30 protein-coding genes and 1 pseudogene are annotated in these 25,490 nt (G+C 41.9%); 9 read left to right on the top strand and 22 right to left on the bottom strand.

Annotated features, from left to right (window positions below):
* Positions 1 to 26: 26 nt before the first annotated feature.
* Positions 27 to 1,517 carry a leucyl aminopeptidase gene (locus tag NSQ70_RS14715; protein WP_008346787.1) on the bottom strand — a complete coding sequence of 497 codons (1,491 nt, stop codon included), beginning with the start codon at positions 1,515 to 1,517 and terminating at the stop codon, positions 27 to 29.
* Positions 1,518 to 1,843: 326 nt separating this feature from the next.
* Between NSQ70_RS14715 and NSQ70_RS14720 the strand changes: the two genes are divergently transcribed.
* Complete coding sequence (locus tag NSQ70_RS14720) at positions 1,844 to 2,320, top strand: divergent PAP2 family protein (RefSeq protein WP_024719744.1); 477 nt, start codon at positions 1,844 to 1,846, stop codon at positions 2,318 to 2,320.
* A 40-nt stretch (positions 2,321 to 2,360) separates the two neighbouring features.
* Here the strand turns inward: NSQ70_RS14720 and NSQ70_RS14725 are convergent, their stop codons facing one another.
* The 4 genes from NSQ70_RS14725 to NSQ70_RS14740 form a co-directional block, all read right to left on the bottom strand.
* Positions 2,361 to 3,005 (bottom strand): 3D domain-containing protein, encoded by a 645-nt coding sequence (locus NSQ70_RS14725; RefSeq protein WP_024719745.1) that lies wholly within the window; start codon positions 3,003 to 3,005, stop codon positions 2,361 to 2,363.
* A gap of 99 nt (positions 3,006 to 3,104) precedes the next feature.
* Complete coding sequence (locus NSQ70_RS14730) at positions 3,105 to 3,425, bottom strand: YuiB family protein (protein ID WP_003212933.1); 321 nt, start codon at positions 3,423 to 3,425, stop codon at positions 3,105 to 3,107.
* Between the two features lie 81 nt (positions 3,426 to 3,506).
* Positions 3,507 to 3,632 (bottom strand): YuiA family protein, encoded by a 126-nt coding sequence (locus NSQ70_RS14735; RefSeq protein WP_008346797.1) that lies wholly within the window; start codon positions 3,630 to 3,632, stop codon positions 3,507 to 3,509.
* Between the two features lie 135 nt (positions 3,633 to 3,767).
* Complete coding sequence (locus tag NSQ70_RS14740) at positions 3,768 to 4,985, bottom strand: NAD(P)/FAD-dependent oxidoreductase (protein WP_160758061.1); 1,218 nt, start codon at positions 4,983 to 4,985, stop codon at positions 3,768 to 3,770.
* A 390-nt stretch (positions 4,986 to 5,375) separates the two neighbouring features.
* Here NSQ70_RS14740 and yumC point away from each other — a divergent pair, with 390 nt between their 5' ends.
* A complete protein-coding gene (yumC, locus tag NSQ70_RS14745) occupies positions 5,376 to 6,374 on the top strand; it encodes a ferredoxin--NADP reductase 2 (RefSeq protein ID WP_035389290.1) in 999 nt (332 codons plus the stop codon).
* 46 nt (positions 6,375 to 6,420) lie between these two features.
* On the opposite strand, the gene NSQ70_RS14750 is transcribed toward yumC, so the two are convergent.
* Positions 6,421 to 6,627 carry a hypothetical protein gene (locus NSQ70_RS14750; protein ID WP_008346803.1) on the bottom strand — a complete coding sequence of 69 codons (207 nt, stop codon included), beginning with the start codon at positions 6,625 to 6,627 and terminating at the stop codon, positions 6,421 to 6,423.
* 207 nt (positions 6,628 to 6,834) lie between these two features.
* Between NSQ70_RS14750 and NSQ70_RS14755 the strand changes: the two genes are divergently transcribed.
* Positions 6,835 to 7,251, top strand: a complete 417-nt coding sequence (locus NSQ70_RS14755; protein ID WP_285528244.1) for a hypothetical protein — start codon at positions 6,835 to 6,837, stop codon at positions 7,249 to 7,251.
* 122 nt (positions 7,252 to 7,373) lie between these two features.
* Here the strand turns inward: NSQ70_RS14755 and erpA are convergent, their stop codons facing one another.
* From erpA to NSQ70_RS14770, 3 genes are all read right to left on the bottom strand, one after another.
* Positions 7,374 to 7,736 (bottom strand): iron-sulfur cluster insertion protein ErpA, encoded by a 363-nt coding sequence (erpA, locus tag NSQ70_RS14760; RefSeq protein ID WP_017358921.1) that lies wholly within the window; start codon positions 7,734 to 7,736, stop codon positions 7,374 to 7,376.
* Between the two features lie 73 nt (positions 7,737 to 7,809).
* Entirely contained in the window at positions 7,810 to 8,664 is an 855-nt protein-coding gene (gene dapF, locus NSQ70_RS14765; RefSeq protein ID WP_342502233.1) for a diaminopimelate epimerase, read from the bottom strand.
* 270 nt (positions 8,665 to 8,934) lie between these two features.
* Positions 8,935 to 9,171 carry a YuzB family protein gene (locus NSQ70_RS14770; protein ID WP_008346813.1) on the bottom strand — a complete coding sequence of 79 codons (237 nt, stop codon included), beginning with the start codon at positions 9,169 to 9,171 and terminating at the stop codon, positions 8,935 to 8,937.
* A 255-nt stretch (positions 9,172 to 9,426) separates the two neighbouring features.
* Here NSQ70_RS14770 and NSQ70_RS14775 point away from each other — a divergent pair, with 255 nt between their 5' ends.
* Entirely contained in the window at positions 9,427 to 10,494 is a 1,068-nt protein-coding gene (locus NSQ70_RS14775) for an NAD(P)/FAD-dependent oxidoreductase (RefSeq protein WP_047945358.1), read from the top strand.
* A gap of 48 nt (positions 10,495 to 10,542) precedes the next feature.
* On the opposite strand, the gene NSQ70_RS14780 is transcribed toward NSQ70_RS14775, so the two are convergent.
* Together NSQ70_RS14780 and NSQ70_RS14785 are read right to left on the bottom strand one after the other, a co-directional pair.
* Positions 10,543 to 10,773: a hypothetical protein gene (locus NSQ70_RS14780; RefSeq protein ID WP_008346816.1), complete on the bottom strand. Its 231-nt coding sequence runs from the start codon at positions 10,771 to 10,773 to the stop codon at positions 10,543 to 10,545.
* 100 nt (positions 10,774 to 10,873) lie between these two features.
* A complete protein-coding gene (locus NSQ70_RS14785) occupies positions 10,874 to 11,203 on the bottom strand; it encodes a YuzD family protein (RefSeq protein ID WP_008346819.1) in 330 nt (109 codons plus the stop codon).
* 121 nt (positions 11,204 to 11,324) lie between these two features.
* Between NSQ70_RS14785 and NSQ70_RS14790 the strand changes: the two are divergent.
* A pseudogene (locus NSQ70_RS14790) lies at positions 11,325 to 11,624 on the top strand (NifU family protein).
* Between the two features lie 44 nt (positions 11,625 to 11,668).
* Here NSQ70_RS14790 and NSQ70_RS14795 read toward each other — a convergent pair.
* From NSQ70_RS14795 to yutH, 6 genes are all read right to left on the bottom strand, one after another.
* Positions 11,669 to 13,639, bottom strand: coding sequence for a S9 family peptidase (locus tag NSQ70_RS14795; protein WP_342467572.1), 1,971 nt, complete (start codon positions 13,637 to 13,639; stop codon positions 11,669 to 11,671).
* 102 nt (positions 13,640 to 13,741) lie between these two features.
* Positions 13,742 to 14,674: a homoserine kinase gene (gene thrB, locus NSQ70_RS14800; RefSeq protein ID WP_041507720.1), complete on the bottom strand. Its 933-nt coding sequence runs from the start codon at positions 14,672 to 14,674 to the stop codon at positions 13,742 to 13,744.
* Positions 14,671 to 15,732, bottom strand: coding sequence for a threonine synthase (gene thrC, locus NSQ70_RS14805; protein ID WP_342502234.1), 1,062 nt, complete (start codon positions 15,730 to 15,732; stop codon positions 14,671 to 14,673). Before thrC ends, thrB begins: the two co-directional genes overlap by 4 nt.
* Positions 15,732 to 17,033, bottom strand: coding sequence for a homoserine dehydrogenase (locus NSQ70_RS14810; RefSeq protein WP_024719752.1), 1,302 nt, complete (start codon positions 17,031 to 17,033; stop codon positions 15,732 to 15,734). The genes thrC and NSQ70_RS14810 overlap by 1 nt, the downstream gene beginning before the upstream one ends.
* 222 nt (positions 17,034 to 17,255) lie before the next feature.
* Positions 17,256 to 18,224, bottom strand: coding sequence for a D-glycerate dehydrogenase (locus NSQ70_RS14815; protein WP_058336882.1), 969 nt, complete (start codon positions 18,222 to 18,224; stop codon positions 17,256 to 17,258).
* Between the two features lie 74 nt (positions 18,225 to 18,298).
* Positions 18,299 to 19,339, bottom strand: coding sequence for a spore coat putative kinase YutH (yutH, locus tag NSQ70_RS14820; protein ID WP_035389301.1), 1,041 nt, complete (start codon positions 19,337 to 19,339; stop codon positions 18,299 to 18,301).
* Positions 19,340 to 19,452: 113 nt separating this feature from the next.
* On the opposite strand from yutH, the gene NSQ70_RS14825 reads away from it, so the two are divergent.
* Positions 19,453 to 19,953, top strand: a complete 501-nt coding sequence (locus NSQ70_RS14825; protein ID WP_024719755.1) for a phosphatidylglycerophosphatase A — start codon at positions 19,453 to 19,455, stop codon at positions 19,951 to 19,953.
* Between the two features lie 42 nt (positions 19,954 to 19,995).
* Here NSQ70_RS14825 and NSQ70_RS14830 read toward each other — a convergent pair whose 3' ends face one another.
* Genes NSQ70_RS14830 through NSQ70_RS14840 form a run of 3 tightly spaced genes read right to left on the bottom strand, consistent with a single transcriptional unit; the run spans position 19,996 to position 21,517 of the window.
* Positions 19,996 to 20,766 (bottom strand): TIGR01457 family HAD-type hydrolase, encoded by a 771-nt coding sequence (locus NSQ70_RS14830; RefSeq protein WP_050826574.1) that lies wholly within the window; start codon positions 20,764 to 20,766, stop codon positions 19,996 to 19,998.
* Between the two features lie 21 nt (positions 20,767 to 20,787).
* Entirely contained in the window at positions 20,788 to 21,222 is a 435-nt protein-coding gene (locus NSQ70_RS14835; RefSeq protein ID WP_024719757.1) for a DUF86 domain-containing protein, read from the bottom strand.
* A 19-nt stretch (positions 21,223 to 21,241) separates the two neighbouring features.
* Positions 21,242 to 21,517: a YutD-like domain-containing protein gene (locus NSQ70_RS14840; protein ID WP_008346837.1), complete on the bottom strand. Its 276-nt coding sequence runs from the start codon at positions 21,515 to 21,517 to the stop codon at positions 21,242 to 21,244.
* A 120-nt stretch (positions 21,518 to 21,637) separates the two neighbouring features.
* On the opposite strand from NSQ70_RS14840, the gene NSQ70_RS14845 reads away from it, so the two are divergent.
* Positions 21,638 to 22,273 (top strand): YhcN/YlaJ family sporulation lipoprotein, encoded by a 636-nt coding sequence (locus tag NSQ70_RS14845; protein WP_007500413.1) that lies wholly within the window; start codon positions 21,638 to 21,640, stop codon positions 22,271 to 22,273.
* A 39-nt stretch (positions 22,274 to 22,312) separates the two neighbouring features.
* On the opposite strand, the gene lipA is transcribed toward NSQ70_RS14845, so the two are convergent.
* Positions 22,313 to 23,209 (bottom strand): lipoyl synthase, encoded by an 897-nt coding sequence (lipA, locus tag NSQ70_RS14850; RefSeq protein ID WP_008360456.1) that lies wholly within the window; start codon positions 23,207 to 23,209, stop codon positions 22,313 to 22,315.
* 323 nt (positions 23,210 to 23,532) lie between these two features.
* Between lipA and NSQ70_RS14855 the strand changes: the two genes are divergently transcribed.
* Positions 23,533 to 24,477: a M23 family metallopeptidase gene (locus NSQ70_RS14855; RefSeq protein WP_226650614.1), complete on the top strand. Its 945-nt coding sequence runs from the start codon at positions 23,533 to 23,535 to the stop codon at positions 24,475 to 24,477.
* 81 nt (positions 24,478 to 24,558) lie between these two features.
* On the opposite strand, the gene NSQ70_RS14860 is transcribed toward NSQ70_RS14855, so the two are convergent.
* A complete protein-coding gene (locus tag NSQ70_RS14860) occupies positions 24,559 to 24,789 on the bottom strand; it encodes a hypothetical protein (protein ID WP_008346846.1) in 231 nt (76 codons plus the stop codon).
* A 223-nt stretch (positions 24,790 to 25,012) separates the two neighbouring features.
* On the opposite strand from NSQ70_RS14860, the gene NSQ70_RS14865 reads away from it, so the two are divergent.
* On the top strand, positions 25,013 to 25,477 hold the full coding sequence (locus NSQ70_RS14865) for a DUF2691 family protein (protein WP_342502235.1): 465 nt from the start codon (positions 25,013 to 25,015) through the stop codon (positions 25,475 to 25,477).
* The last annotated feature ends 13 nt before the right edge of the window (positions 25,478 to 25,490 follow it).

Consider the following 25,490-nt stretch of genomic DNA (forward strand, 5'->3'; position numbering starts at 1 on the left):
TCTGCCAATTGGCAGAGCTTCTGTCTTTATTTCTTCGGTTCAAATCGTTCCACAAATGTTGCTAATGATCTGACCATCACGCCTGTTGCTCCTGTTGGCCCAAAGCATGAAGGCTTTTCTGTCGTGGCTGTTCCTGCAATATCTAAGTGCACCCAAGGGGTGTCTTCAGCGAATTCTCCGATAAATGCACCTGCCATGATCGCATGGCCATCACGGCCGGGTGAGTTATTCAGATCAGCCATTTTGCTGTTTCTTACTCGTTTTTTATCTTTTTCGGTGATTGGCAGCTGCCAAATCATTTCCCCGCATTCTTCTGATGCCTCTTTAAACTGGGCATACAGTTCATCGTTATTTGTCATCACGCCTGTTGTCTCATTCCCAAGTGCCACAATGACACCGCCTGTTAATGTCGCAACATCCACAAGCACAGAGGCTCCATGCTGCTTCGCATAGGTCACACCATCTGCTAAAACAAGCCGACCTTCTGCATCCGTGTTAAGCACTTCGATTGTTTTGCCGCTTAGTGAGACAATGACGTCATCTGGCTTCATCGCATCTGCTGAGACCATATTATCTGTTGAGGCGATGACTGCAATGACATTCTGCTCTGGACGAAGTTCACCAATGATTTCCATTGCGCCTAAAACAGAGGCTGAGCCACCCATATCTGTTTTCATCCCTACCATACTTGCTCTTGGCTTTAAGGAATACCCACCTGTATCATACGTAATGCCTTTACCGACAAGACCGATGACGTCTGTCCATTCTTCCTTGCCTTGATATTTCAATACAATCAGCTTCGGTGGTTCTGTTGAGCCTCTATTAACGGCTAGAATACCGCCCATTCCGAGCTCTTCCATTTGTTCTTTATCTAAAATTTCAATCTCGAATTCATATTTATAAGCAAGCTCTGCCGCATAGGATGCAAGATCAGAGGACGTGAGCATGTTCGGCGGCATATTCACAAGTGTACGAGCCGAATTGACCGATTGTCCGTAGACTTCGCCCACTTTCAAACTTGCCTGAATTTCGGCAGCATCATGATCCGTCGTTGCATAAACAAATTCGATAAAGCGATCCGGTTCATTCGTTTTATGTTTAAAATCTTGTAATTCATATGTAGCTAAAAGGCAGCTTTCAGAAAGGGCATGGGCTGCATCTTGAACAGGCAGATCCTTTCCTGTGAATGTATCAAGCAAAACCGAAACTGCTTGCTTTTTATCTTGATGAAGCTTTTTAAATAAATGCGCAAACACTTCCTTTGCCTCTTCAAACGTGTAATCTGACTCCTTCCCAAGCCCGACAAAATAAATGCGTTTAATGCCGGTTTCAGGGGATGGGAAAAATTTCGAAAGCTGATTTCGCTTGGACGAAATATCGCCTTCTTTTAATAATTCAGTGATTCTTCCTCCATGTAACTCATCCATTTCTTTTGCTTTTCCTGATAATTGGCTCTTTTGAAAAAGTCCGATGGCCAGTGTATCTTTATGTTGCAACTCATTTGTCGAGAAAAACATATTTATCACACGCTCCTTCAATGAACTCCATATTTCACATTGGAACTTCTATTATATCAAAATTTATGTGCTGATACGATCATTGCCAGCCTGTCTTCCCTTGAAGAACATTTATATTTTGGCACGCGGAAGGGCATCATGAAAAAGCGGCAGCGATCAATAGCAACCTGTCCATGGTCTCCTCGTTCCACATCTACTTTCTTTAATGTTATAATGAACATGGACTTGGCAACAGTTCTTACTGCCATCATTTTTTTATCTTACTAGGGTAAATACTTTATCATTTCGCACGTTATTTTTTCTTAAAGAGAGGATGTTTCTTGTTCATGAGCGTACTGACGAATTTTCCGCTGCTTGCCAGCCTTGCAGCCATCTTTTTTGCACAATTTGTAAAAGTACCGATTCAATTTATCATTTCTAGACGACTAGATTGGTCGCTCATTACAAGCACAGGCGGAATGCCAAGTTCACACTCCGCAGCAGTAACAGCACTCTCAACAGCAGTTGCTTTAGAGCACGGGCTAGGAACATCTATTTTTGCCATTTCCGCCATCTTTGCCATTATTACGATGTTTGATGCGACAGGTGTTCGCAGACAGGCGGGAGAACAGGCAACTGTCCTAAACAAACTGGTCACAGATTTTAACCGGTTTGTTGCCGAGGCAAAGAACTTCCCAAGTGCGGAAGAAAAAGAGAAGCAAAAGAAATTGAAAGAGCTTCTTGGGCATAAGCCGATTGAAGTCTTCTTCGGCGGCTTAACAGGAATTTTGCTCACACTCATCTTAGATTATTACTTCATGTAGAAACGAAAAAGCTTTGGACCTTTTGAGATCCAAAGCTTTTTTATTCTTTATTGGCTTGAAACTGCTGCCGGAACACTTGCATCGATTCCGCTTCATTCAACTGATTTAAGTCTTTTTCTGTCAGCGTCCCTTCACCCTTTTTAATCACATAAACGTCCAGCACTTTTTTACCCCATTCTCTATACACATCATCAACCGTTTCATAATATAAATCAAGCTTATGACCTTTAATCGCTTTCCCAGTATCTGCGACTACACCATAACCATAATTGGGGATAAACAGGACAGTTCCTATCGGAAAGACAGATGGGTCCGCTGCCACGGTTGAATATAAATCACGTTTTACTTTGACGCCTGAATATGTAATGCCATATGCATGATGTTCTTTCGTCTTACCTGTTGATTCTACACCTGCTGTATAACCTGTGGCGACAACCTTTTGCTTCGGATAATCGTTCCAATTAAATGCTTCTTCGAGAGAAACAGCACGCAAATCGTCACTTTTCACCGCCATCGTCTGCCTTTTTGGATGCTTTAAAAAAGAAGATACGTGCTTACCGGCATCGGTCTCTTTCACCCATGCAGCTAAATCACTTGGTTCTACGCCAGATATGCCCGTAAAGCTTGTCATCAAGGCAAGCATAAACAGAACTGTCATGAACAATCGTTTCATCCATGTTTTCATTTCTATTTGTCACTCCTCTACCCATCTATTTGTTTCCAAACAAAATGGAAACTATGCAAAGGAGAAACAAAAAAACCCACTTGCGTGTAGACAAGTGAGTTAAAACATTTGATAGCCTCTTTTACGAAGAGCATTGATGACAAAACCTGAGGCAATGGCACCAATTAAACCACTTAATAAAATAATGATATCTGCCGCAGCAAGAGAAACGATGCGGTCTCCTATCCCGGAAAAAGCAATGCCTGGTTCTCTTACATAAGCAATCATCTTTTGATTATTGATAATGAAAAGGCATACAATTGGATATAAAATTGCCATAATCCATGACATTCTCAGCAGCATATTCAGCAAAAAGCCAATGCCGAAGAATAACACGAAAAATAAAATAACTGAAATGATAACGACTGGTAAACTGATCACTTCATCTCCACCCCCAAATATCCCATCATTAGTTTAACTTGGAAATAGAGATGAAGTCAATCAATGGAAAAAGCCGTAAGATTAATGCTTCTTTCCTGTCCCTTTACATTCCTCACATGTTTCTGATCCGCCGAGCAATAACTGAAAGTATCCTTTTCCTGAACAATACTGACAAGTTGACTTTTTTTCTTTCGTTTGTGCATTCATATTGCTCACTCCTTAATCTAAATTTTCTGATAATTCATCATAACATATTTTTCTGTCCAGTACCAAGTGAGAAAATATTCCGTCAAACATTAAAAAACGTGTACCACAAGGATACACGTTTTTGTCTATATCGGTTTAGAAGAACTTGAATTTTCCTTTTTTCAGAACAAGTCCTGGTCCGCCAACCATGAATAATGAACGGTTGTCGATGATTTTTTTCATTGCAGAAGCTTTTGTTCCTTGAAGTTTTTTACCAAACGCAACACCTACAGCGTCGTGTTCACCAAGAGAAGCAACTGTTCCTTTGATGTCTGGCTTAAAGCTTTCAAGCGTGCCACCTTTTACTAGTGCTGCAAGGTTTTTCGCTACTGTTTCACCTTGCTGCATCGCAATTTGTGCAGTAGGTGGGTATGGACGATTAATTTCTTCATTGATGATTAATGAGCAGTCACCGATGATGAATACATCTTCATTTTCTGGTACACGAAGATCTGGAGACACTTTTACGCGGCCGCGCATGTTTTCAAATCCAGCTTCTTCAACGATTGGGTTACCACGTACACCAGCAGCCCAAACAACTGTTTCTGCTTTGATTTCTTCTGTATCATCGTCTTTTCCAACAATGATGCCTTCAGGCGTACATTCTTTGATCGCTGTACCGATTTTGAACTCAACACCTTTACCTTGAAGGTAGTTCATCGCATAGTCGATCAATTCAGGATCAAATCCTGGAAGAGCTGTTGGTGCAGCTTCTACACAGATAATACGCACGTCTTTTTGATCAATATCATACTCTTTGCAAAGCTCAGGTACACGGTTTCCAAGCTCACCAAGGAACTCAATACCTGTGAAGCCTGCACCGCCGACAACGATTGTCAGACGCTCTGGACGCTTTTCAGCTTCCGTATTATATGTCGCAAATTGAAGTTCAATGTGCTCACGAAGCTGACGAGCAGAGTTGATGTTAGAGATTGAGAATGCATATTCTTTCAGTCCTGCAATACCAAATGTTTCAGGAACAGCACCAAGCGCAACAACAAGGTAGTCATAAGAAAGTTCGCCATCTGATGTCACAACTTTCTTCTCTTCCTTATTAATGCTTTCAACTGTTGCTTGTACAAAGTTGACACGGGAACTGTTAATCACATCTTTGATTTGATAACGACAACGGTCATGATGAAGAGTACCTGCACTCGCTTCATGTAACCATGTTGTTTCGTAATGATAATTATGCTTGTTCACAAGAGTAATGTCCGCATCATTTGTGCCAAGCTGTTTTGTTAATCTTGTTACAGTCATTAATCCGCCATAACCTGCACCTAATACAACGATTTTCGGTTTATTCACTGGAATCACATCCACCTTTTTTAAATTTGCTGTAAAACGGATAAAGAATTACATATCGTTATTCTCAACCGCTTTGCGGCATTTTATGAAATTTAAACAAAAAAATAAGTATGTGAAAATCTGAACTTTCACCTACAAAAAACGAAAGCATTTGACCGTATCCGACAAAAATTCATAAAAAATTAATATTTAGTTCCCTTAACAATAATAGCGAGTTCTGTTCCTTTTTTCAAGGCTTTAAACTGAAAATCCTTAGGATAAACGGTCTTTCTCTCTTTTTTCCCCTTTTCACAGCATCGGCATCAAAAAACGACAAGTTTTTCAAAACAAGTCAAACGACGATATGTGGTATGATATGATATAGTGATAACAATTTTCATTTGGGAGGATTAAGGAATGCAAGAAGATTCTAAGGTATATGACATTACCGTTATCGGGGGCGGCCCAGTCGGATTGTTTACTGCGTTTTACGGGGGCATGAGACAGGCAAGTGTGAAAATCATTGAAAGCCTTCCTCAGCTCGGCGGTCAACTATCCGCTCTTTACCCTGAAAAATACATTTATGATGTGGCTGGTTTCCCAAAAATCCGCGCACAAGAATTAATTGATAATCTAAAGGAACAAATGGATAAATTTGATCAAACCATTTGCTTAGAGCAAGCTGTGGAAACGGTTGAAAAACAAGCAGACGGTATCTTCAAACTCGTTACGAATCAAGAGGTTCATTATTCAAAAACGATCATCATTACAGCTGGTAACGGTGCATTCCAACCGAGAAAGCTTGAGCTAGATACAGCAGAATCATTTGAAGGAAGCAACCTGCATTACTTCATCAATGACTTGAACCAATTCGCTGGCAGACGTGTTGCTGTTCTTGGCGGTGGAGACTCTGCGGTTGACTGGGCACTGATGCTTGAGCCAATCGCAAAAGAAGTATCGATTATTCACCGTCGTGATAAATTTCGTGCACATGAGCACAGTGTAGAAAACTTGCACAACTCGAAAGTCAATGTGCTGACACCATTTGTGCCAACTGAGCTCATTGGGGAAGACCGCATTGAACAAATTGTGCTTGAAGAAGTCAAAGGCGATAAAAAGCAAGTACTAGATGTGGACGACGTGATCGTCAACTTCGGTTTTGTTTCATCCCTTGGACCAATCAAACAATGGGGCCTTGAAATCGAAAAGAACTCTATCGTGGTCAAATCCACAATGGAAACCAATATCGAAGGCTTCTATGCGGCAGGAGACATCTGTACGTATGAAGGAAAAGTCAAATTAATCGCAAGCGGATTTGGTGAAGCACCAACTGCTGTGAACAACGCCAAAGCTTACATGGACCCGAAAGCTCGTGTACAGCCGCTTCATTCCACAAGCTTATTTGAAAATAAATAAGAACGGATCAAAAAAAGGAGTTCCATCTGCGGAACTCCTTTTTTGTTTATTTAAAAATCCCAATATAGGCATTCGCCATTCCAAGTACCATTGCAGCAAGTAACACCACAACAATTCCTGCCACAACCAAAATCACCCGATCCTTCACACGTTCCTTTTTCGGAAGCGGCTTGTCTATCCCGCAAGATGGACATGTTTTTGAACGATACGGAATCAGTTCATGACAGTTCCTGCAATTGATTTGTTCACTCAAACCTCAGCAACCTCTTTTCTGATGACAGTTTATGTTTGGTTCTCATGATACTCTTTTCGAGTGGAAATAGCCAGTTGTGAGGACAAGCTGTAACAAAATTGAGCGATTTACAAATTGTTTAAGAAGGAATGGAATCAATGAAGGTTTGATTGGTTCAGCCGATATAGGAAGTAGAAGATCGTCATGAAGGAAAGGATAGGTGGAAAGATGATAAAGCGTTTCATGATTAGTTTGAGCTTGTTACTGATAATTGGCGGTTCAGTTGAAGTGTTTGCAAAAGACTATAACAAACACTATGCTCAATTCGCTGCCGGATTGAATATGGATGTTGATCAGCTAGAACCTTTTTTAACACATGTGTCTACTTCGATTTTAGATGCTGGTTTGAGTGATCAAGAAATCAAACAGATACTCACCAACGTTCAAAAAATGAATAAAAACAATGAAACAAAAAGAATGGGCATCTTTGAAGTGGTGTACCATGAAAAACCAGCAAAGATTAAAATTGAAATTGAAGTCCATGTGAAAGATGGCAATAAAGAAGTGGTGATCTATATGTTTAGCACCCAAGAGTTGGTGGATGTCTTGGATAAAGAACTATTGAAAATAGAAGAAGCTATATAAAAAGAGATGCGGAATGAGTGTCTTTTTTGGTCACCTTTCCTCTTCAAACAAAAAGCCTCCTCATTCGTGTTGTTTACAAGAACAAACGAACAAGGAGGCTTATTATTATCCATGATCAGTTGTTAACACTCTTCCGGCGTACCGGTATTCGTAGCTGTTCTAAACGAAGAACCGCATCCGCATGACGCAATCGCGTTCGGATTGTCAATCGTGAAACCGCCGCCCATTAGTGATTGTTTGAAATCAATGATGGTGCCGTTCATGATGTCAAGGCTTTCGGAGTCGACAAGGACCTTGATGCCCTGCTGTTCGAACTGCGTGTCTTTCTCTGAGACTTCATGGTCAAAGCCCATCCCGTATGAAAGACCGCTGCAGCCGCCGCCTTTTACGCCCACTCGCAGGAACGCATTTTCTTCTTCATGTTCTTTCATCATATCTTTAATCTGCAATGCAGCAGCTTCTGTAATCGTTACTGGTGTACTCACGATCATCCCTCCTTTTGACTGGATGTTTCTTTTCAATTATAAACGTGATGTTGCCTTTTCTCAAATAAATGGTTTAGAGATAGAATGTGCCGTCACAAATTGTTTCAGCAGGTCCTGTCATCTGCACATGGTCATTGTCTTTCCAGCGAATGATGAGGTCTCCGCCAGCTAGATGAACGGTCATATCCGTTTCTTTTTTCGCATGTCCATTGACAATCGTTGATACAGCCGCAGCACATGCTCCTGTTCCGCACGCTTGCGTAATCCCTGATCCTCTTTCCCACACGCGGAAATGCAGTTCCGTTTCACTGACACGTTCCACAAATTCTACATTGACGCCTTCTGGAAACATGTCATGCTTTTCAATGATTGGCCCAAGCGAATCGAGGGGCGCCTGTTCAATGTCTTCTAAATAGAAAACAATATGGGGATTCCCCATTGAAACAGCTGTTCCATTTAAGGTCGTCGTGCCAAAATCAAGCGGTTCATTAATCGTTGTACTGGCCGGTTCACCAAGCATCGGCATCGCTTCTTTTTCAAAACGAGGTTTCCCCATATCTACTGTCACTAACTGAACGTGACCATCCTGCACATGAACGGTCGCCTCAACGAGTCCTGACAATGTCTCAATCTTAAACGTTGTGTCTGTTACGATTTGATGCTCATACACATATTTTGCAACGCAACGCAGACCGTTACCGCAGTTTTTCCCCTCTGATCCATCATTGTTGAAAATGCGCATCTTCACAGGCGCAACATCTGATGGGCAAATGAGGATCATTCCGTCTGAACCGATACCTGTATAAACAGAAGAAACGCGGATCGCTATCTCTGACAGCTGCTCTTCTGGAAGCTGTTCCTTCATCTGATTGACGTATATATAATTATTTCCTAGTCCGTGCATTTTCGTGAATTGAAATGATGTCATGAGCGTCCTCCAAAAATGTTGTTTCTTTATAGTATAAAAGGAGTCGATTCAGGAGACAATCTTATCATCCCCCGTTTTTCATACATAGAAGCTCTTTGCTGCCATGGCAAAGGGCTTTTATTATGCATATGTCTCTTTTTCTCTCGTGTGATGCTTCATTTTGATGATATTTTATTAGCATAACATATTGGATGCGCTTTCTACATTTTCCCCTAAAAAACGGAAACTGAATATATGAAAAAAATGCACCTCATGACCCATGTGGTGCATTTAAAACATGTCGTTTTCCTCTATAAAAGCATAAATACGCTCGACTAGCTGCTCTGCATTTTCTCCAGAAACAAATTCTCCATTCACAAGGGCAAATGGGGAGTCCATACATTTGCCGCAGTAGCTTAAACAACCGTATTCCATTACATCTAAGTTTGGGTCTTTTTCAAGTTTCTCTTTTGCTTCTTGAGACCCTTGTGCAAGATTACTTACACAAAATTCGATCAGTGGAAACACTGTGCTTCACCTCACATTTGCCTTACTATCCTACCGAAATTCCTTCTATTAGTCAAAACATGAGCTTCAATAAATCGTTACGCCTATTCCCCGTAAAATGTTTTACTATTTAGGACTAAGTAATGAATATGTAGGTTATTTTGAAACAATTATTGTGGTTTCACAGTAAATTCGATATAATTTTATTTGGTATTTTAACTTAAAGTTTTTTAGTATAAGTGTTTTTCAATGTCTAGGGGGAAAAGGAGAATCGTCATGAAAAATTTAGTCTTGATCGGCGGAGGTTACGGGAATATGCGGGTTCTCCACCGCTTATTGCCAAATCAATTACCTGATGATGTTACTATCACATTAATTGATCGAAATCCTTACCACTGTTTAAAAACAGAATATTATGCACTTGCTGCTGGAACGATCTCTGATCATCACATTCGAGTATCTTTTCCAGAGCATCCAAAGCTGGATATTCAATACGGGGAAGTAGAAAAAATTGATATTGAAAACAAACAGATCTTATTTAGCGACCGTGAACCGATTCCATATGATGATACGGTAATCGGACTCGGCTGTGAGGACAAGTATCACAATGTCCCTGGTGCGAAAGAACATACATACAGCATTCAAACCATTGATCAGTCAAGACATACGTATAACAAATTAAACAATTTGAGTGCAGGTGCAACGGTTGGTATCGTCGGTGCTGGACTTAGCGGGGTAGAGCTGGCCAGTGAACTGCGTGAAAGCCGTTCTGATTTAAACATCATTCTTTTTGACCGCGGAGAACTGATTCTTTCCAGTTTCCCAAAAAGATTAAGTTTATATGTACAAAAATGGTTTGAAGAAAATGATGTAAAGATCATTAATTGCGCCAATATTACGAAGGTTGAAGAAGGAGTTGTGTACAACCATGACGATGCCATTGAAGCAGATGTCATCGTGTGGACAGCAGGAATTCAGCCAAGTAAAGTCGTGCGAGATATGGATGTTGAAAAAGACGCCCAAGGCCGTGTCGTCTTAACTCCTCATCACAATCTCCCTGGAGATGAGCATGTCTATGTCGTAGGTGACTGCGCAAGCTTGCCGCACGCACCAAGTGCACAGCTTGCCGAGGCACAGGCAGAGCAAATTGTGCAATCTCTACAGAAACGCTGGAAGAACGAGCCGCTTCCTGAGACTTACCCGCAGTTTAAGTTAAAAGGCGTACTCGGCTCTTTAGGGAAAAAAGCCGGCTTTGGCTTAGTAGCGGATCGCCCGCTTGTTGGTCGTGTTCCAAGACTCTTAAAATCTGGACTTCTTTGGATGTACAAGCATCACAATGGATAAAATGATGTGAATTTTTTCTCAAAGCTCCTTCTAATGAAGGAGCTTTTATTATGAAACGGCATGTGCCGATGGATGGTTCACTTTGATAGGAGCAAGCGCAAGGATGCAGTCTTTACGAAACGTTCTGATCGTCTTCTTCGATAAACAATACGCTTGTATGAACTGTTCAGTTTGACGATGTACAATGATTTTTCGTTTCGAGCACTCTCCATTTTTCTTCATATAAATCATATCAATCGGTATTTGTTGATGAAGAGATTGTTTTAGTAAATAATTCATGATGCTCACGCTCCTTTCATCTCATTATATACGAACAAACGTTCTAAATCAACCTGAAAAGGAACGTTTGTTCGATTTATTTTTCTAAAAAAAGAACAGCTCATTCACTGCTCTCTTCGTACCCGTATTTCTCCATTTCTTGATAAATATCTTTTAATTTCGGATTGCCCTCTCCTACAATTTGATCCTCAACAAGGACAAGCGGATAAAAGAATTCATCATCAAGAATTCGTTCAGATAATTCTTTTTGGCGTTCGTTTTCAGGCGGGTGCTCAATATCGATATATGTGATGCGAAACGGCTGATTTGGATATTTTCGTTTTAATGCTGCATCTAGCCACTCAAATGTATCTTTTGAAGAAGGCAGATTCACGCAACTAGCGCACAGGACATCTCTTCCATATACATAAAGGTCAACGGTTTTGTTCATTTGACAAGCCCCCCATTCTTTCTTTATTTTAGCTGAATTTTCTGTATGAAAAAAGTCAAAATCACTTTTTGTTTCAAGATGAGATTGTGCTATAATGAGAAGGAAACTTTGAAACCAATCAATAGATTTTTATCGTCCAGATGAATATAATGGTGATATGTTGTGAAAGGAGCGATTATATCTAATGACTGAAGTCGAAATGAAAGACCAAGTACAGGAAGTACTGGACAAACTTCGTCCATTTCTATTACGTGATGGTGGAGACTGTGAGCTTGTAGACATTGAAGATGGCATTGTGAAATTACGCCTTCTTGGTGCATGCGGCAGCTGCCCAAGTTCAACCATTACATTGAAAGCCGGTATTGAGCGCGCATTATTAGAAGAAGTACCTGGCGTTGTAGAAGTTGAACAGGTTTTCTAATTCATATATGACATGAAAACGACCCTTACTGGGTCGTTTTTTAATTAGGATAACTTCTCTCTAAACCATTCTTGAATAAAGGTCAGTCTTTGAATACGCTGCCCAGGGTGGCCGCTTCTCGATAAATCATGAGAAGCCTTCGGGAATTTGACTAATCTCGTGTCTTTTCCAAGCTCCTTTAATGCCACAAAAAGCTGTTCTCCTTGATCGACTGGACAGCGGTAGTCTTCATCACTGTGCAGGATGAGAAGCGGTGTCTTCACCTGTTTTACATACTTTAGCGGCGAACGATCCCATAGCTTATCAACAGAGTCATAAATATCCCCATCAATCTGCCATTTTGTAAAGAAATAACCGATATCACTGATGCCATAAAAGCTAATCCAGTTCGAAATGGAACGCTGTGTAACAGCTGCACGGAAACGGTCTGTCTGTCCGACAATCCAGTTGGTCATAAAACCGCCATAGCTGCCGCCTGTTACGCCAAGCCTTGTTTCATCAAGGAAGTCATAAGCTTCGAGCACATGATCAACAGCCAGCATGACATCCTCATAATCAACGTCACCATAGCTGCCTCTTACACGGTCCGTAAACATCTGTCCGTACCCATGACTGCCATGAGGATTGATGTACACAATCGCATACCCTTCAGCGGCGAGCATTTGAAATTCATGAAAATACGTATGACCGTACATCGCATGCGGCCCGCCATGAATTTCTAAGATTAGTGGATATGTCTTCCCCTCTTCCATCTGAGCAGGCTTCATCAACCAGCCATGTACAACGTCTCCTTCTTTTGACTGGAAAGAAATTGGTTCAGGTTCGGATATGACATGTTCCTTTAGAAAGTCATCATGCTCAAACGTGATTTGCTTGAGCGAGGATTCCCCTAAAGTCAGCTCATACAGCTCACTAGGCGAGACAGGTGAAAGACGGCTGATCAGCATTTTTGATTCGTCTGGATGAAGACTGAAATTCGTCACATGTTCTGCCTCTAAACGAACGGGATAGGCTAAGCCTTCAATAGAGAAATAATAAATTCCGGTACTCCCTTGATCAGAAACAAGCGCATAAAACCCCTGACTATCCTTTGTCCATTGTGGAAGCTGATTGGCCTCACCCATAGCACTATCCCCTGCCATACAGTTTCCTACATACATATCGAGCATTTCTGACAATTGAACGGTCTTTTTCTCCTTCAGGTCATGCAGCCACAATGACAGGAAGGTCGCATTTTCAAATTCACGTTCGTGTCCAATGTACAAAAGGCTTTCTCCATTTGGAGAAAATGATACAGTCGTGTAAGCGCCTGTTGATTGGGTGATTTTCTTGGATGTACCGTCCTCTAAGGAAAGGAGACAGATATCACTTATGTAAAACGTCTGAGGATTTGACTGAATATACGCAAGCCACTTCCCGCAAGGAGAGATGACATGATTCACATGATGATGCGGCTCACTCGTAAGCATCTCTACCTCGCCGGAACGGACATCGATTTTTACAATTTGCGTCAGACGCCCGTCTAAAAAGCCTCTGCCATCTGCTTTATAAGTCAAATCATCATATACGGCCGGAGCAAAGTCATCACGCTCTTCTTTTTTTTCATCATGAACAGATTCTTCTTGTTTTAATGAGACCGCTGCATAAATGAACGCTCCATCCGGTGAAAATACAGGTTGAGAGACGCCGTAAGGAATATTCGTTAAGGTACGAATTCCGCCGCCATCGCTCTGAATGAGTGCGAGCTGAGGGACTTCCTTTGGCTTCTGCAAAATAAACGCAAGCTGCTTTCCGTCTTTTGACCATGCTGGTTGATGATGCTTTCCATCATCAAATGTCCATTGAGACAGCTCCCCTGTCTCTTCATCTCGAACCCATAAATGAATATTGTAATCATCCTTTTTTTCATTCACCGATACTTTTGTAAAAACAGCCTTTTTTCCATCTGGTGAATAAACTGGATGAGAAACAGACACGATTTGTGTTAAATCCTCTGCTGCTATCAATTTCTTCATCAATTGATCTCCTCCTTTTATGTATCAAAAATAGTTCGCTTCTCTAAATAATAATCCCTGCTTTTGTTATGAAAAACAAGGATAAAAAAAGAACGTGCGTCTTCACAGCACGTTCTTCATTTGATTCACAGAATGATGCTCGACGACGACACCTTCTACCGGCACCGTCAGTACATCCACTTCACAATGCGGGAAATTTTGGGCAAGCTGCTTTTTCAGCGCTTCTCCCTTCCCTTTTTCCACTAAGGTCAAAATAGTCGGCCCAGCACCGCTTAATGCCGTTCCATACGCGCCTTTTAATGAAGCAACGTGCTCTACCTTGGACAGCTCTGGGACAAGCATCGTGCGGTATGGCTGATGAAATAAATCTTTATTCATCATTTCCCCTACAAGCGGCCAGTTCTGCGTCATTAAGGCGGCGACAAGGACGTTACTCACTGCACTCGCACTCACTGCCTGTTTATAGGAAAAATCCTCTGGCAGGACATCACGGGCATCCTTTGTGAGCACTTCATAAAAAGGAATCACGACGACGACATCTACATCCACATGCTGCAATTTAACGGCATGTGTCTTGTCTTCTTCATGAAGACCGATGAGTAAACCACCGAATAAAGAGGCACCCGCATTATCTGGATGACCTTCTACCTCACTTGCAAAAAAGAGCTTCTGATCATCGGTCATCTTTAATTCAAGCAACTGATTGGCGAGCTCAATAGCGGCGACAATAGCAGCAGCGCTGCTGCCCAGCCCCCTTGCTAATGGAATATCACTCCACACTTTGACATGAACAGGCGGGAGTGTTTTTCCAAAGTCATCTGCGACCTTTTTAGCTGTTTGATAGATCAGGTTATCGGTGCCTGATGGAATACCAGACACGACATCTGTTTCTGCTTCAAACAGCCAGCTATCATGGTCATAGACCGATAGCTTTAAATAGCGGCTGAGCGCCATTCCGACTGAGTCAAAGCCTGGTCCTAAGTTGGCAGTGCTTCCCGGTACTGTGATTGAAAAAAGCATGGAGGCGTTACTCATACGCGTGCGGCCTTTTCTAAATGTTCCAGAATTTGATCTTCATCTGCATCCAGTGTGACCGGTTTGATATGTGAAATATCAATCGCCGTATTCGGATCTTTTAATCCGTTTCCTGTTAGTACAGCGACGACTTTACTGCCTGGCTTAATTTCTCCAGATTTCACTTGTTTGAGTACACCTGCAATTGATGCACAAGAGCCTGGCTCTGCAAACACACCTTCTTCACGTGCGATCAATTGATAGGCAAGAAGAATTTCTTCATCTGTCACTTCATCAATTTTCCCGTTTGATTCATCTGCCGCTGCTACAGCTTGCTTCCAGCTTGCAGGGTTTCCGATGCGAATGGCTGTTGCGACTGTTTCTGGCTGCTCAATGACTTCATTTCTAACGATGGCTGCAGCTCCTTCTGCTTCAAAACCACGCATGACTGGCAGTCCCGTGCCTTTTTTCTCATGATATTCTTTGAAGCCTTTCCAGTACGCTGTAATATTCCCCGCATTTCCAACAGGAATCGCCAGTACGTCCGGTGCGGAGCCTAGCTGCTCACAGATTTCAAATGCCGCTGTTTTTTGTCCTTCAATTCGGTATGGATTGACGGAGTTAACAAGTGCAATCGGAGCTTTTTCACAGATGCTGCGGACAATTTTCAGCGCATCATCAAAGTTGCCGTCAATGGCAATAATCTCTGCTCCGTACATGACAGCCTGCGCCAGCTTACCGAAGGCGATTTTTCCATCTGGAATGATGACAATACATTTCATATCAGCGCGCGCCGCATAAGCTGCTGCTGCCGCAGACGTATTCCCTGTCGATGCACACATGATCGTATCATTGCCTTCTTCTTTTGCCTTTGCGACGGCCATGACCATCCCGCGATCCTTAAAAGAACCTGTAGGGTTGACGCCTTCTGTTTTCACATGAAGTTCAATCCCAAGCTTTTCAGATAGCTTTGCGAGATGAATCAGCGGTGTGTTTCCTTCATTTAATGTTAGTTTAGGTGTGTGTTCGTTTACTGGTAAGAATTCTTGAAATTCTTCAATGAGTCCATTCCACTTCATCAGCTTAAACCGTTCCCTTCTACTCGGTACGTGCTCTTCACTTGAACCACCACGTCGAGATCGTTTAATGTTTGCAGGATATTTGAGAAATCTTCTTCTGATGTTTGATGTGTAATAATCACAATTTCAGCAAGCTCATCATGCCCTTTGACAGGAAGCTGAAGGATCTTTTCAAAGCTGATGCCTCTTTCAGAAAAAATCGATGTAATGCGGGAGAAAGCTCCGACTTGATCTCTCACATGTATTCTTAAAAATTGCTGAGCAAATACTTCGGATGATGATTTGATTTTCTTCTCAAATTGCGGTGCAATAAATCCACTGCCATTCACACCAAGACGCATGTTTTTCATAACAGCGACTAAATCTGAGACAACAGCTGTTGCCGTTGGCAGGCTGCCTGCTCCAGGCCCGTAAAACATCGTTTCTCCGACAGCACTTCCGTAAACATAGACAGCATTAAATTCATTGTTGACGGAAGATAACGGGTGATGATCAGGAAGTAAAGTTGGCTGTACGCTGACCTCCACTTTCTCTCCGTCTCTTTGGGCAATTCCAATCAGCTTCATTGTATAGCCAAAACGTTTACTGAAATTAATGTCCTCGTCCGAGATGTCAGAGATGCCTTTCACTTTCACATCCTCTAAGTCTACATTCATGGAAAAGCCGAGTCTTGCCAGGATGGCCATCTTTCTTGCCGCATCTAGCCCTTCTACGTCCGCCGTCGGATCTGCTTCTGCAAAGCCAAGATCCTGTGCTTCTTTTAATACATCTTCATACGCACTTTTATCGACATTCATTTTTGTTAAAATAAAGTTCGTTGTCCCGTTCACGATTCCCATCATTTTTGTGATGCGGTCAGAGGCTAAACCTTCCTCTAGTGTACGCAAAATCGGAATCCCACCTGCGACACTCGCTTCATAGTAAAGGTCACAGCCGTTTTCTTTTGCTACATGTAAAAGCTCTGTGCCGTATAGCGCCATTAAATCCTTATTGGCTGTAATGACATGCTTCTTCTCATTTAGTGCATCTATTAAATATTGTTTTGTCTCTTCAATGCCGCCCATCACTTCAATAATGACGTCGATCTCTGGATCTCGAATCACATCGTATACTTCAGTTGTGAAGACCTCTCTTGCCACATCCACATCTCTTTTTTTATCGGGATTGCTCACAAGCACTTTTTGTATTAATACCGGACAGCCGATCTGGTGCATTAATTTATCCTGATGATCTTGAATAATCTTAACGACACCGCTCCCCACTGTTCCTAATCCTAGTAGTCCAACTCGAATTGCCTTCACCTGAAATTCCACCTTTCTCCGCAAATGTCCTCTCTAAAAAGACATTTGTTAACCTAACACAGACATTCAATGTACACACATTATAAAGGGGTATCCTCATTTTGACAAGGTAATAAAATAAGAGAATATGAGAATGAAACCGCTTAACAGCTATTTATATCAAGATTCTATATTTTCAAAATATTTTTGTGAGAAAAGCTCCCGAAGCCGGGAAGCTTGAGATTACGCCTGAACTGGCGTTTTGGCTTGCTGATCTTGCAGGACAAGCGCAATATTTTCAGCACATAAATGCATCATGTTTTTTCTCGTTTCAACACTTGCACTTCCGATATGAGGAAGCACTGTCACATTTGGTAATGTCGTTAACGGGTGATCTGGGCTGACTGGCTCCTTGCTAAATACATCCAGACCTGCTCCTGCAATTTTTCCTGTCGTGACAGCATCATATAAAGCATCTTCATCTACCGTCTGCCCTCTGGAAACGTTGATGAAGTAAGCCGTGTTCTTCATCTGCTCAAATGCTTTCTTATTAAACATTTCTTTCGTTTCAGGCGTTAAAGGCGTCAAACAAACGATGAAATCAGACTGCGTAAGCAGCTCATCAAATGCGGTATAGGTCACACCTAGTTGCGCTTCTGCTTCTGGCTTTCTTGAACGATTATGATAAAGAACATTCATATCAAAACCTTTTGCCCGCTTGGCCAGTGCGGTTCCAATACTGCCCATTCCGACAATCCCTAACGTTTTATGATGAACATCAGCACCAGCTAGAAGAAGCGGCCCCCAGCCTGTCCAGTTCCCATCCTTAATCCAATCACTCGCTTCGACAATTCGTCTTGCTGACGCCATCAAAAGCGCAAAGGCTAAATCAGCCGTCGATTCTGTTAAGACGTCCGGTGTATGACATACCGTGATCCCGTGCTTTTTAGCTGCCTTTAGATCAATATTGTCATAGCCGACCGCGAGATTCGCGACCACTTTTAGATTTGGAGCATTTGATAAAAGTGCCTCATCTACTTGATCTGACAGCATCGTGAGCAGCCCATCTGCTTGAGCCGCTTGTTTTTCTAACTCTTCTCTTGGACACGGCTCATCCTCGCTCGTCCACATATCAATATGAGCGACTTCTTTTAATGGTGTAAGTGTTGTTTCATCAAGCTTTCTTGTGATATAAACATAAGGTTTCGTCAAGAAGAACACTCCTTTGGTTGATTTCTTTAAGCATAACGAAAAACGCCTCAAGAGAAAAGAGACGTTTCGTCTGTTCACTGAAACTTCAAATCAGCGGATTGATGAATCCATCCAACAGGAGGAATGAGATGCCCACCGCTGCGCATGGCACTCAATTCTTGAAACACCTTGAGAAAATATTCGTAGCGGTTCGCATCATTTAAAACGTAATCTAATCGTTCTTCATAATAAGATTTTTCATTTTCTCCTGACATATAATAACCTTCGACAATTTCAAAATAATGAAGCGGAAACAGAAGACGGCTGTACAGCAGTCGCTTTGAAAATGATGAAAGAGGCGTAACCTGCTCATATTGCTGCAAAAAGGAAAATCCCTCTTCAATTAAATCCTCCTTATGCTGGACAAAGGTTTCTCTTAAATATTCTGCGATATCTCTTGTTGGATGGTCAAATACCCAGTCAACAGGTAAACGAAGCGGCTGCTCATGTGGCCAGGTCATCCGCGAAAAGCGCTGATGACAAACAGTACCTGAATCACATTCTTTTGGTTCATCATCAAGCTCTGTATCCACTAAATATTGAATGGCATTTTCCGTTAATCCGAGATAATACGGAAAGGATTCAATAAATTTCTTTTCAAATCGTTCAAGTGGTTTTTGATGCATTTGCTGCATCCAAAATCCTTCAAGCTGGTCTAACCGTTTTGCCCATAATTCCTTCCAAGCTCCGACACGTTTTGTTTCAGACACCTCATAAGGAAACCCTCTTCCCCTGACATGAAAGGCCGCCAGCTCTGATGCGTGCTGAAATGAGCGGCTTGTAACCCGCGGTGCTGCCTTCAATAGAGCGTACAGTTCTTTTCCATGGGTAAAAGTCGGTTTCTCTTCGTTTGTTAATTCAAACACGGCAACGTATGGGTCACCGTCATTCAGTAAATACTGACTGATATGATAAAGCTCTGTGAGTTCTTCTTCTCGCAAATGAGACACGGGAACAATGATGAAGAGAGCTTTCGCCGTTTGAAAGCTCTGATAACTGCCATATGGCATAAATTGACGCACATCAATACCAAATGTGTGATAAATGGTTTCTTTCATGATTTCACCTGCGTTCATAAAATCAGTCTCTTATCATATCGTAGTCGCAGGTTGAGGGATTTATGAATACTATTTACTATCCGAAGCTTTTTCACACGTTGTGGACAAATTACGAGGATTGGGTGAGGAACATGCCGCATCATCATGAGATGAACGAAGTAGAAAAAACAGCAAGACGCCGTTTACAAGAACGAGGCGTAACCATTCAAGATATAGCAGACCTTGTCTTCTTTTTACAGGAAAAATATCATCCTGGCTTAGACATGACAGAGTGCATCCACAATGTGGAACGTGTCATCGCAAAACGTGAAGTCCAAAATGCCATCTTAACAGGCGTTGAACTAGATGTTCTCGCTGAGCAAAAAAAGCTGACAGAACCGCTGCAATCCATTCTTGAAACAGATGAAAGTCTATATGGTGTGGATGAAATTTTATCCTTTGCCATCGTTAATATTTATGGCTCCATCGGCTTTACGAATTACGGATATATCGATAAAGAAAAACCAGGGATTCTTGGGAAACTCAACGATAAATCCTCAGGCGAATGCCACACCTTTTTAGATGACATTGTCGGTGCTATTGCTGCGGCAGCATCAAGTAGACTGGCACATAGTGCGAGAAATGCAGAATAAAACACAAAAGAGGACGTGCGTCTGACGCTTGTCCTCTTTTCATTAAGATAATCGTTCAATCCACTCAGATAATGAATCAATGACATAGGTTGGCTGTTTGTCATATTTCTGAAGCAGCTCTTTTGTCGTGACGCCTGTATGGACAAGCAGTGTATCCATCCCTGCATTCATCCCTGCCATAATATCGGTATCATAGTTATCGCCCACCATGAGCGTCTCTGACACATCTGTCCCGAGCACCCGCATGGCCTGTTCCATAATGATAGACTCTGGCTTCCCGATAAATGTTGGCTGCACTGTTGTCGTAACCGTCAGCACAGATGTTAACGATCCATTTCCAGGTAACAGCCCTCTTTCTGTCGGAATGGCAATATCTCCATTTGTTGAAACAAATTGTGCACCTTGACGGATCGCAATGGCTCCTACCGCTAGTTTTTCATATGTAATACTGCGGTCTATTCCAACGACAACGAAATCAGCGTCTTCTTGACCAAACGACAAGCCTTTTTCTTCGATGGCCTGCTGAATGCCTTCTTCTCCGATCACATACACCGAGGCATCTTTCTTTTGTTCTGCGATATAGTTCGCCGTCGCCATACTTGTTGTAAAGACTTGTTCTTCCGTTGCTGGAATATCGAATGAAACCAGTTTCTCTGCTACTTGCTTCGGCGTGCGTGAAGAGTTATTCGTGACAAACAAATAAGGGATGTTCAACTCATTTAACTTGTGAACAAATTGCCCCGCCTCTTCAATCTTTTCTGTTCCTTTATACATCGTCCCGTCTAAATCAATTAAATAGCCTTTGTATTTCATGCTGCATACAACTCCAATGGTTTATTTAAACGCTGATACTGGTCCAAGCTCCTGCTCCAAGTAAGTGCGAATTCGATTCGGGAAGACTTGCAGCGCCTGTTCTACCTCACTGATGACCTGCAACAAATCGTGATGAACCACTTCTTGGTATTGCTGAACAAGTGTTTTACGGCACGAGACCAGTTTTTTCAGGTGAGTGCCTTCTTCTGTTGGTACAACCTTTTCGTCCACAAGAATATCCATGATGTCGTCATAGCTTCCTGGGTCCCGCATGATAAAGCCGTCAATCATATCATTTCCTGTATCAAGAATACATTCGACGAGCAAATGAACAATTCGTTCCAGCGCTTTTTTTTCTAAAGGGCTTGACCATGTTTGATGACTGCGCATCAAATCATATTGCTCCTCAAAAAAACGTAATGTCTCTTCAATCTTCTTTCTGTCTACGAAATACATCATGACGCTCCCCTTTGCGTTATTTTCTAATCCGCTTTAAGACAAAATAGGCACAGCCAAAATTACAGTATTCATAAATGTATTCATCGAGTGTACTGATTTTTGTATCGAATGTGGCCTTTTGGTTTTGGTCATCAAAGAACCCCTTCAGCCTAAGCTGGTTATAGCCCCAATCCCCCACAATATAATCATACTTATTTAAAATATCTGAGTACCTTGCTTTAAACGCTTCCTCATCAAAGCCGTCTTTGATTTCTCTGACAAGATCAAAGGTAGCATTCTGAATGACGATCATCTTCTCACCTCTTTTTAAACGATCCACCTTTAATGATAATTCATTGGAACAACTCCATCAATTGCTAAAGCATGTTTTTTCCGATTTAGCCGAAGCTAAAGAAAAAAGGAGGTCACATTTATGATGAAACAACTGACAGCCACTATTCTCCTATGCATGCTTTTAGGCGGGTGCGGCTTTCAATCAGGCATGAACCGGCAAGTGGATGAAGATTCTTCCAGCAAGACAATCCGCCTGTCTGATCGTCATGAAGGAAATAATTCCAACATGCCAGAAGCAGATACGAATCGAGCAGGCTATGTTCGTTATCAGCGCCAGCAAGTAACCGATCAGAAGGAAAGAACCCCTGCTTTAAATCGTGAGCATCTTGCCCACGTGATTACAAGTTTAGCCATTCAGCTGCCAAATATAAAGGATGCAGCAACACTTGTCACAGACGAGGATGCCCTCATTGTGTATCGAACAGGCAACAAAAACCGAGATGAATCAGCCGATCAAGTGAAAAAAACAGCGGTTTCTGTTCTCCCTCGTTATTATCATGTGTACGTCTCTGATAACCCAGAGCACTTTCAATCCATTGCCAATTTTTCACGTCTTCAAACCAATTCACGTGATTTTGATCAAATTTTAACGAAAACGATTCAACAAATGAAATACTCTCCTCAAGGCGGAGATATTTCAACGAAAGAAGATGCCAATGGCATGACGAATTCCGATCGGACCATGAGACGAAACGCACCTTACGGCCAAAATTAATACGAGAAAAAACGCCAGAGAGCTCTGGCGTTTTCTTTGTTATGCTTGCGCCTGACGCTTCTTAGACGCTTCGTTTACTTGTTCGTCTGCATGATAAGAAGAACGGACAAGCGGTCCAGCTTCACAGTGGCTAAAGCCTTTTGACATGGCAATTTCCTTCAGCTCTGCAAACTCATCTGGATGGTAGTATTTTTGCACTTTCAAATGCTTTTTCGAAGGTTGTAAATACTGACCAATTGCCATGATGTCAACGTTATTGGCAAGAAGATCATCCATAACTTCGATGATTTCTTCCTTCGTTTCACCGAGTCCAATCATAATGCTTGATTTCGTTGGAATGTCAGGCTGCATTTCTTTTGCACGACGCAAGAATTCCAATGAACGATCGTATGTAGCCCGTGCACGAACTCTTGGTGTTAACCTGCGTACTGTTTCAATATTGTGATTTAAAATATCAGGGCGTGTATCCATTAACGTTTTCAAATTATCATAATTGCCACCCATGTCTGAAGGGAGAACTTCAATTGTTGTGAATGGACTTTTTCTTCTAATGGCACGAACAGTTTCAGCAAATACGCCTGCTCCGCCATCTTTTTGGTCATCCCTTGCAACCGCTGTTATAACAGCATGCTTTAAATTCATCAAAGCCACTGAATCTGCCACGCGTTCTGGCTCTTGCAAGTCTAACTCAGTAGGAAGTCCGGTTTTCACCGCACAGAAACGGCATGCGCGCGTACAAACAGATCCGAGGATCATAAATGTAGCAGTTCTTCTCACTGCCCAGCATTCGTGAATATTCGGACATTTCGCTTCCTCACAAACGGTATGCAGGTTGTTTTCCCGCATCATTTTTTTCAAACCGGTATAGTTTTCATTCGTATTCAGCTTAATTTTAAGCCAGTCCGGTTTTCTTACGTGCTCTTCCTTCTTTGCCAATTCCATCATCTCCATATGAATTCGTTAAAGGTGCATATACAATCATCTTCCTGCTATATACGATGGATGCAGCTGTTGCCGCAAAAAAATGAATCTTCGGCCTAAGGCCTTTTCTTTAGACACTTTAACATAGTACAGATTGAACAACAAGGGAATGAGCTGCAAAAATACCCAAAAGACTCCTAAAATAACAGAAGAAAATTACTAACATTTTCTTCTTATGAAATACCGTGATCAAACCACACTAAACGGTAGAAGAGATGTTCGAAGAAAGGAGATGGACGTTTGTGAAAGTGGTTTTAGCGATCATCATCGCTCTTTCAATGATTCCCGCATCAGTCCATGCACAAGGGGCAAACAAACAGCCCGATGAATTAAAACAGCGAATGGCACTGTATGAAAAGATCGCCATCACCACACAGGTCCCGTGGTATGTACTTGCTGCGGTTGATCAGTATGAACACAATATACGCAAAAGCAGAAGAGATTTACCAAAACAAACAGGTGTGATTGGTATCTACATTCCCCGGGAAATGTGGATGGGACCAGAAAATCCCAATAAGCAGGATACCTCTCCATTAAGCATTAAAGTGTTCGACGGTATTGGACTTGATGGCAATGGGGATGGAAAAGCGGAAATCGATAACGATGAAGATGTCCTGTTCACGTTTGCTCAATACTTGCTCCATTACGGCAGCAGCATCGATCAATTAAAAATCGCGCTGTGGGATTATTACGGACGTGATCAAACCGTTGGAATCATTTCATCTTTTATGAAGCTCTATAAGCATTACGGCCATCTTGACCTCGGAAAGCATGCATTTCCTCTTCCGGTTGGCGCTGACTACAGCTACAGGAGTACATGGGGTGATGCGAGAGGCTTTGGAGGCAGAAGAATTCATGAGGGCACTGATCTTTTTGCTCATTACGGTCTTCCTGTTCGTGCGACATCGTACGGCGTAATTGAAATGAAAGGCTGGAACCGCTTTGGCGGCTGGCGGATCGGCATTCGAGATATTCATAATCATTATCATTATTTTGCCCACTTAAATGGCTTTGCAAAAGGACTCAAAGCTGGGCAGATTGTAGAACCTGGTCAAGTCATCGGATCAGTCGGAAGCTCCGGTTACGGTCCACCTGGCACAGCAGGAAAATTCCCGCCACACCTTCATTATGGCATGTATAAAGACAATGGACGAACTGAATGGTCGTTTGATCCTTACCCTCATTTAAGGGCATGGGAAAGAGCCGAGCGGAAACGTCGATAAATAAAAGGAGAAGTTTAGCGATACCGCTTGCTTCTCCTTTTGATATGTATCAACATTTCCCCGGTCATCACTTGTCTACTGTTACTGCTTATGCTTTTCTTTCAATCCTAAAACTAAAAAAAGAATACCCATGATGAAAAAAAGGAGATACACAACTGTTACTTCGAGTGGAATCATGTCAAACATCCCTCTAAATAAGTCGACACTCAAACTGTCACTCCCAGCTAATAATATCGATGCTGACATATACTTAGCACTAAATACAATGGCAAATACTAAAAAACAAAACCCGCTTACATGAATTTTCTTCATATCAATCAAATCCTCCTCTCACCTTCATAACAGACGATCGTGAAAAACAGCCTTCAGGATAGCTACACTATTCAGAAAAGGAAAACAATGAACATTTATCATGGCACGTGATCCGTATGGAATCAAGTGGTTAATTAGGATAAGATGAACAGATCACATAAAAAAAAGTCTAAGCATCACAGCCAATGAAAGATTACTTCACAAAGAGTTAGGAGGTTGTTTTTTGAAAAGAGGAATGACTTTTACCATTCCAAATGAATACGGAGTCTTCCTTGGAGAAGTGCTAAAACCGATCGACATCACCAAATTCAGCTGGCGAATCGATACCGAAGACTCGAATATACTAGTTGATGGCCAAAAAGATGAAGAACTTTTTCCTGAAGGTAAAACAGAAATGGACGGTATAGAACTCAAACACCTCATTGAAAACAAGACGTATTATATGATTTTCGCCGATTTACAAGCATATCCAAAAGGGACATTGTCTCATATTAAGACCTATGAAGAACTTATTGAAAGCCAATGCGAGCTTGTTCTTTTAGTGGCCGATTGCTCCTATGTCACGATCTATTGCAAAAATAAGGGAACACTCGAATGGCTATACAAGAATGCAGTTGAATGTGGATTTGAAGACGTGACCTATATCACCGATGAAAATGATGCAAGGACAAGACTGTCTGTTTCGTAACAACAAAACGTTC

Source organism: Bacillus sp. FSL R5-0397 (assembly GCF_038593395.1).
In the GTDB taxonomy this organism is placed as follows: Bacteria; Bacillota; Bacilli; order Bacillales; family Bacillaceae; genus Bacillus; species Bacillus altitudinis.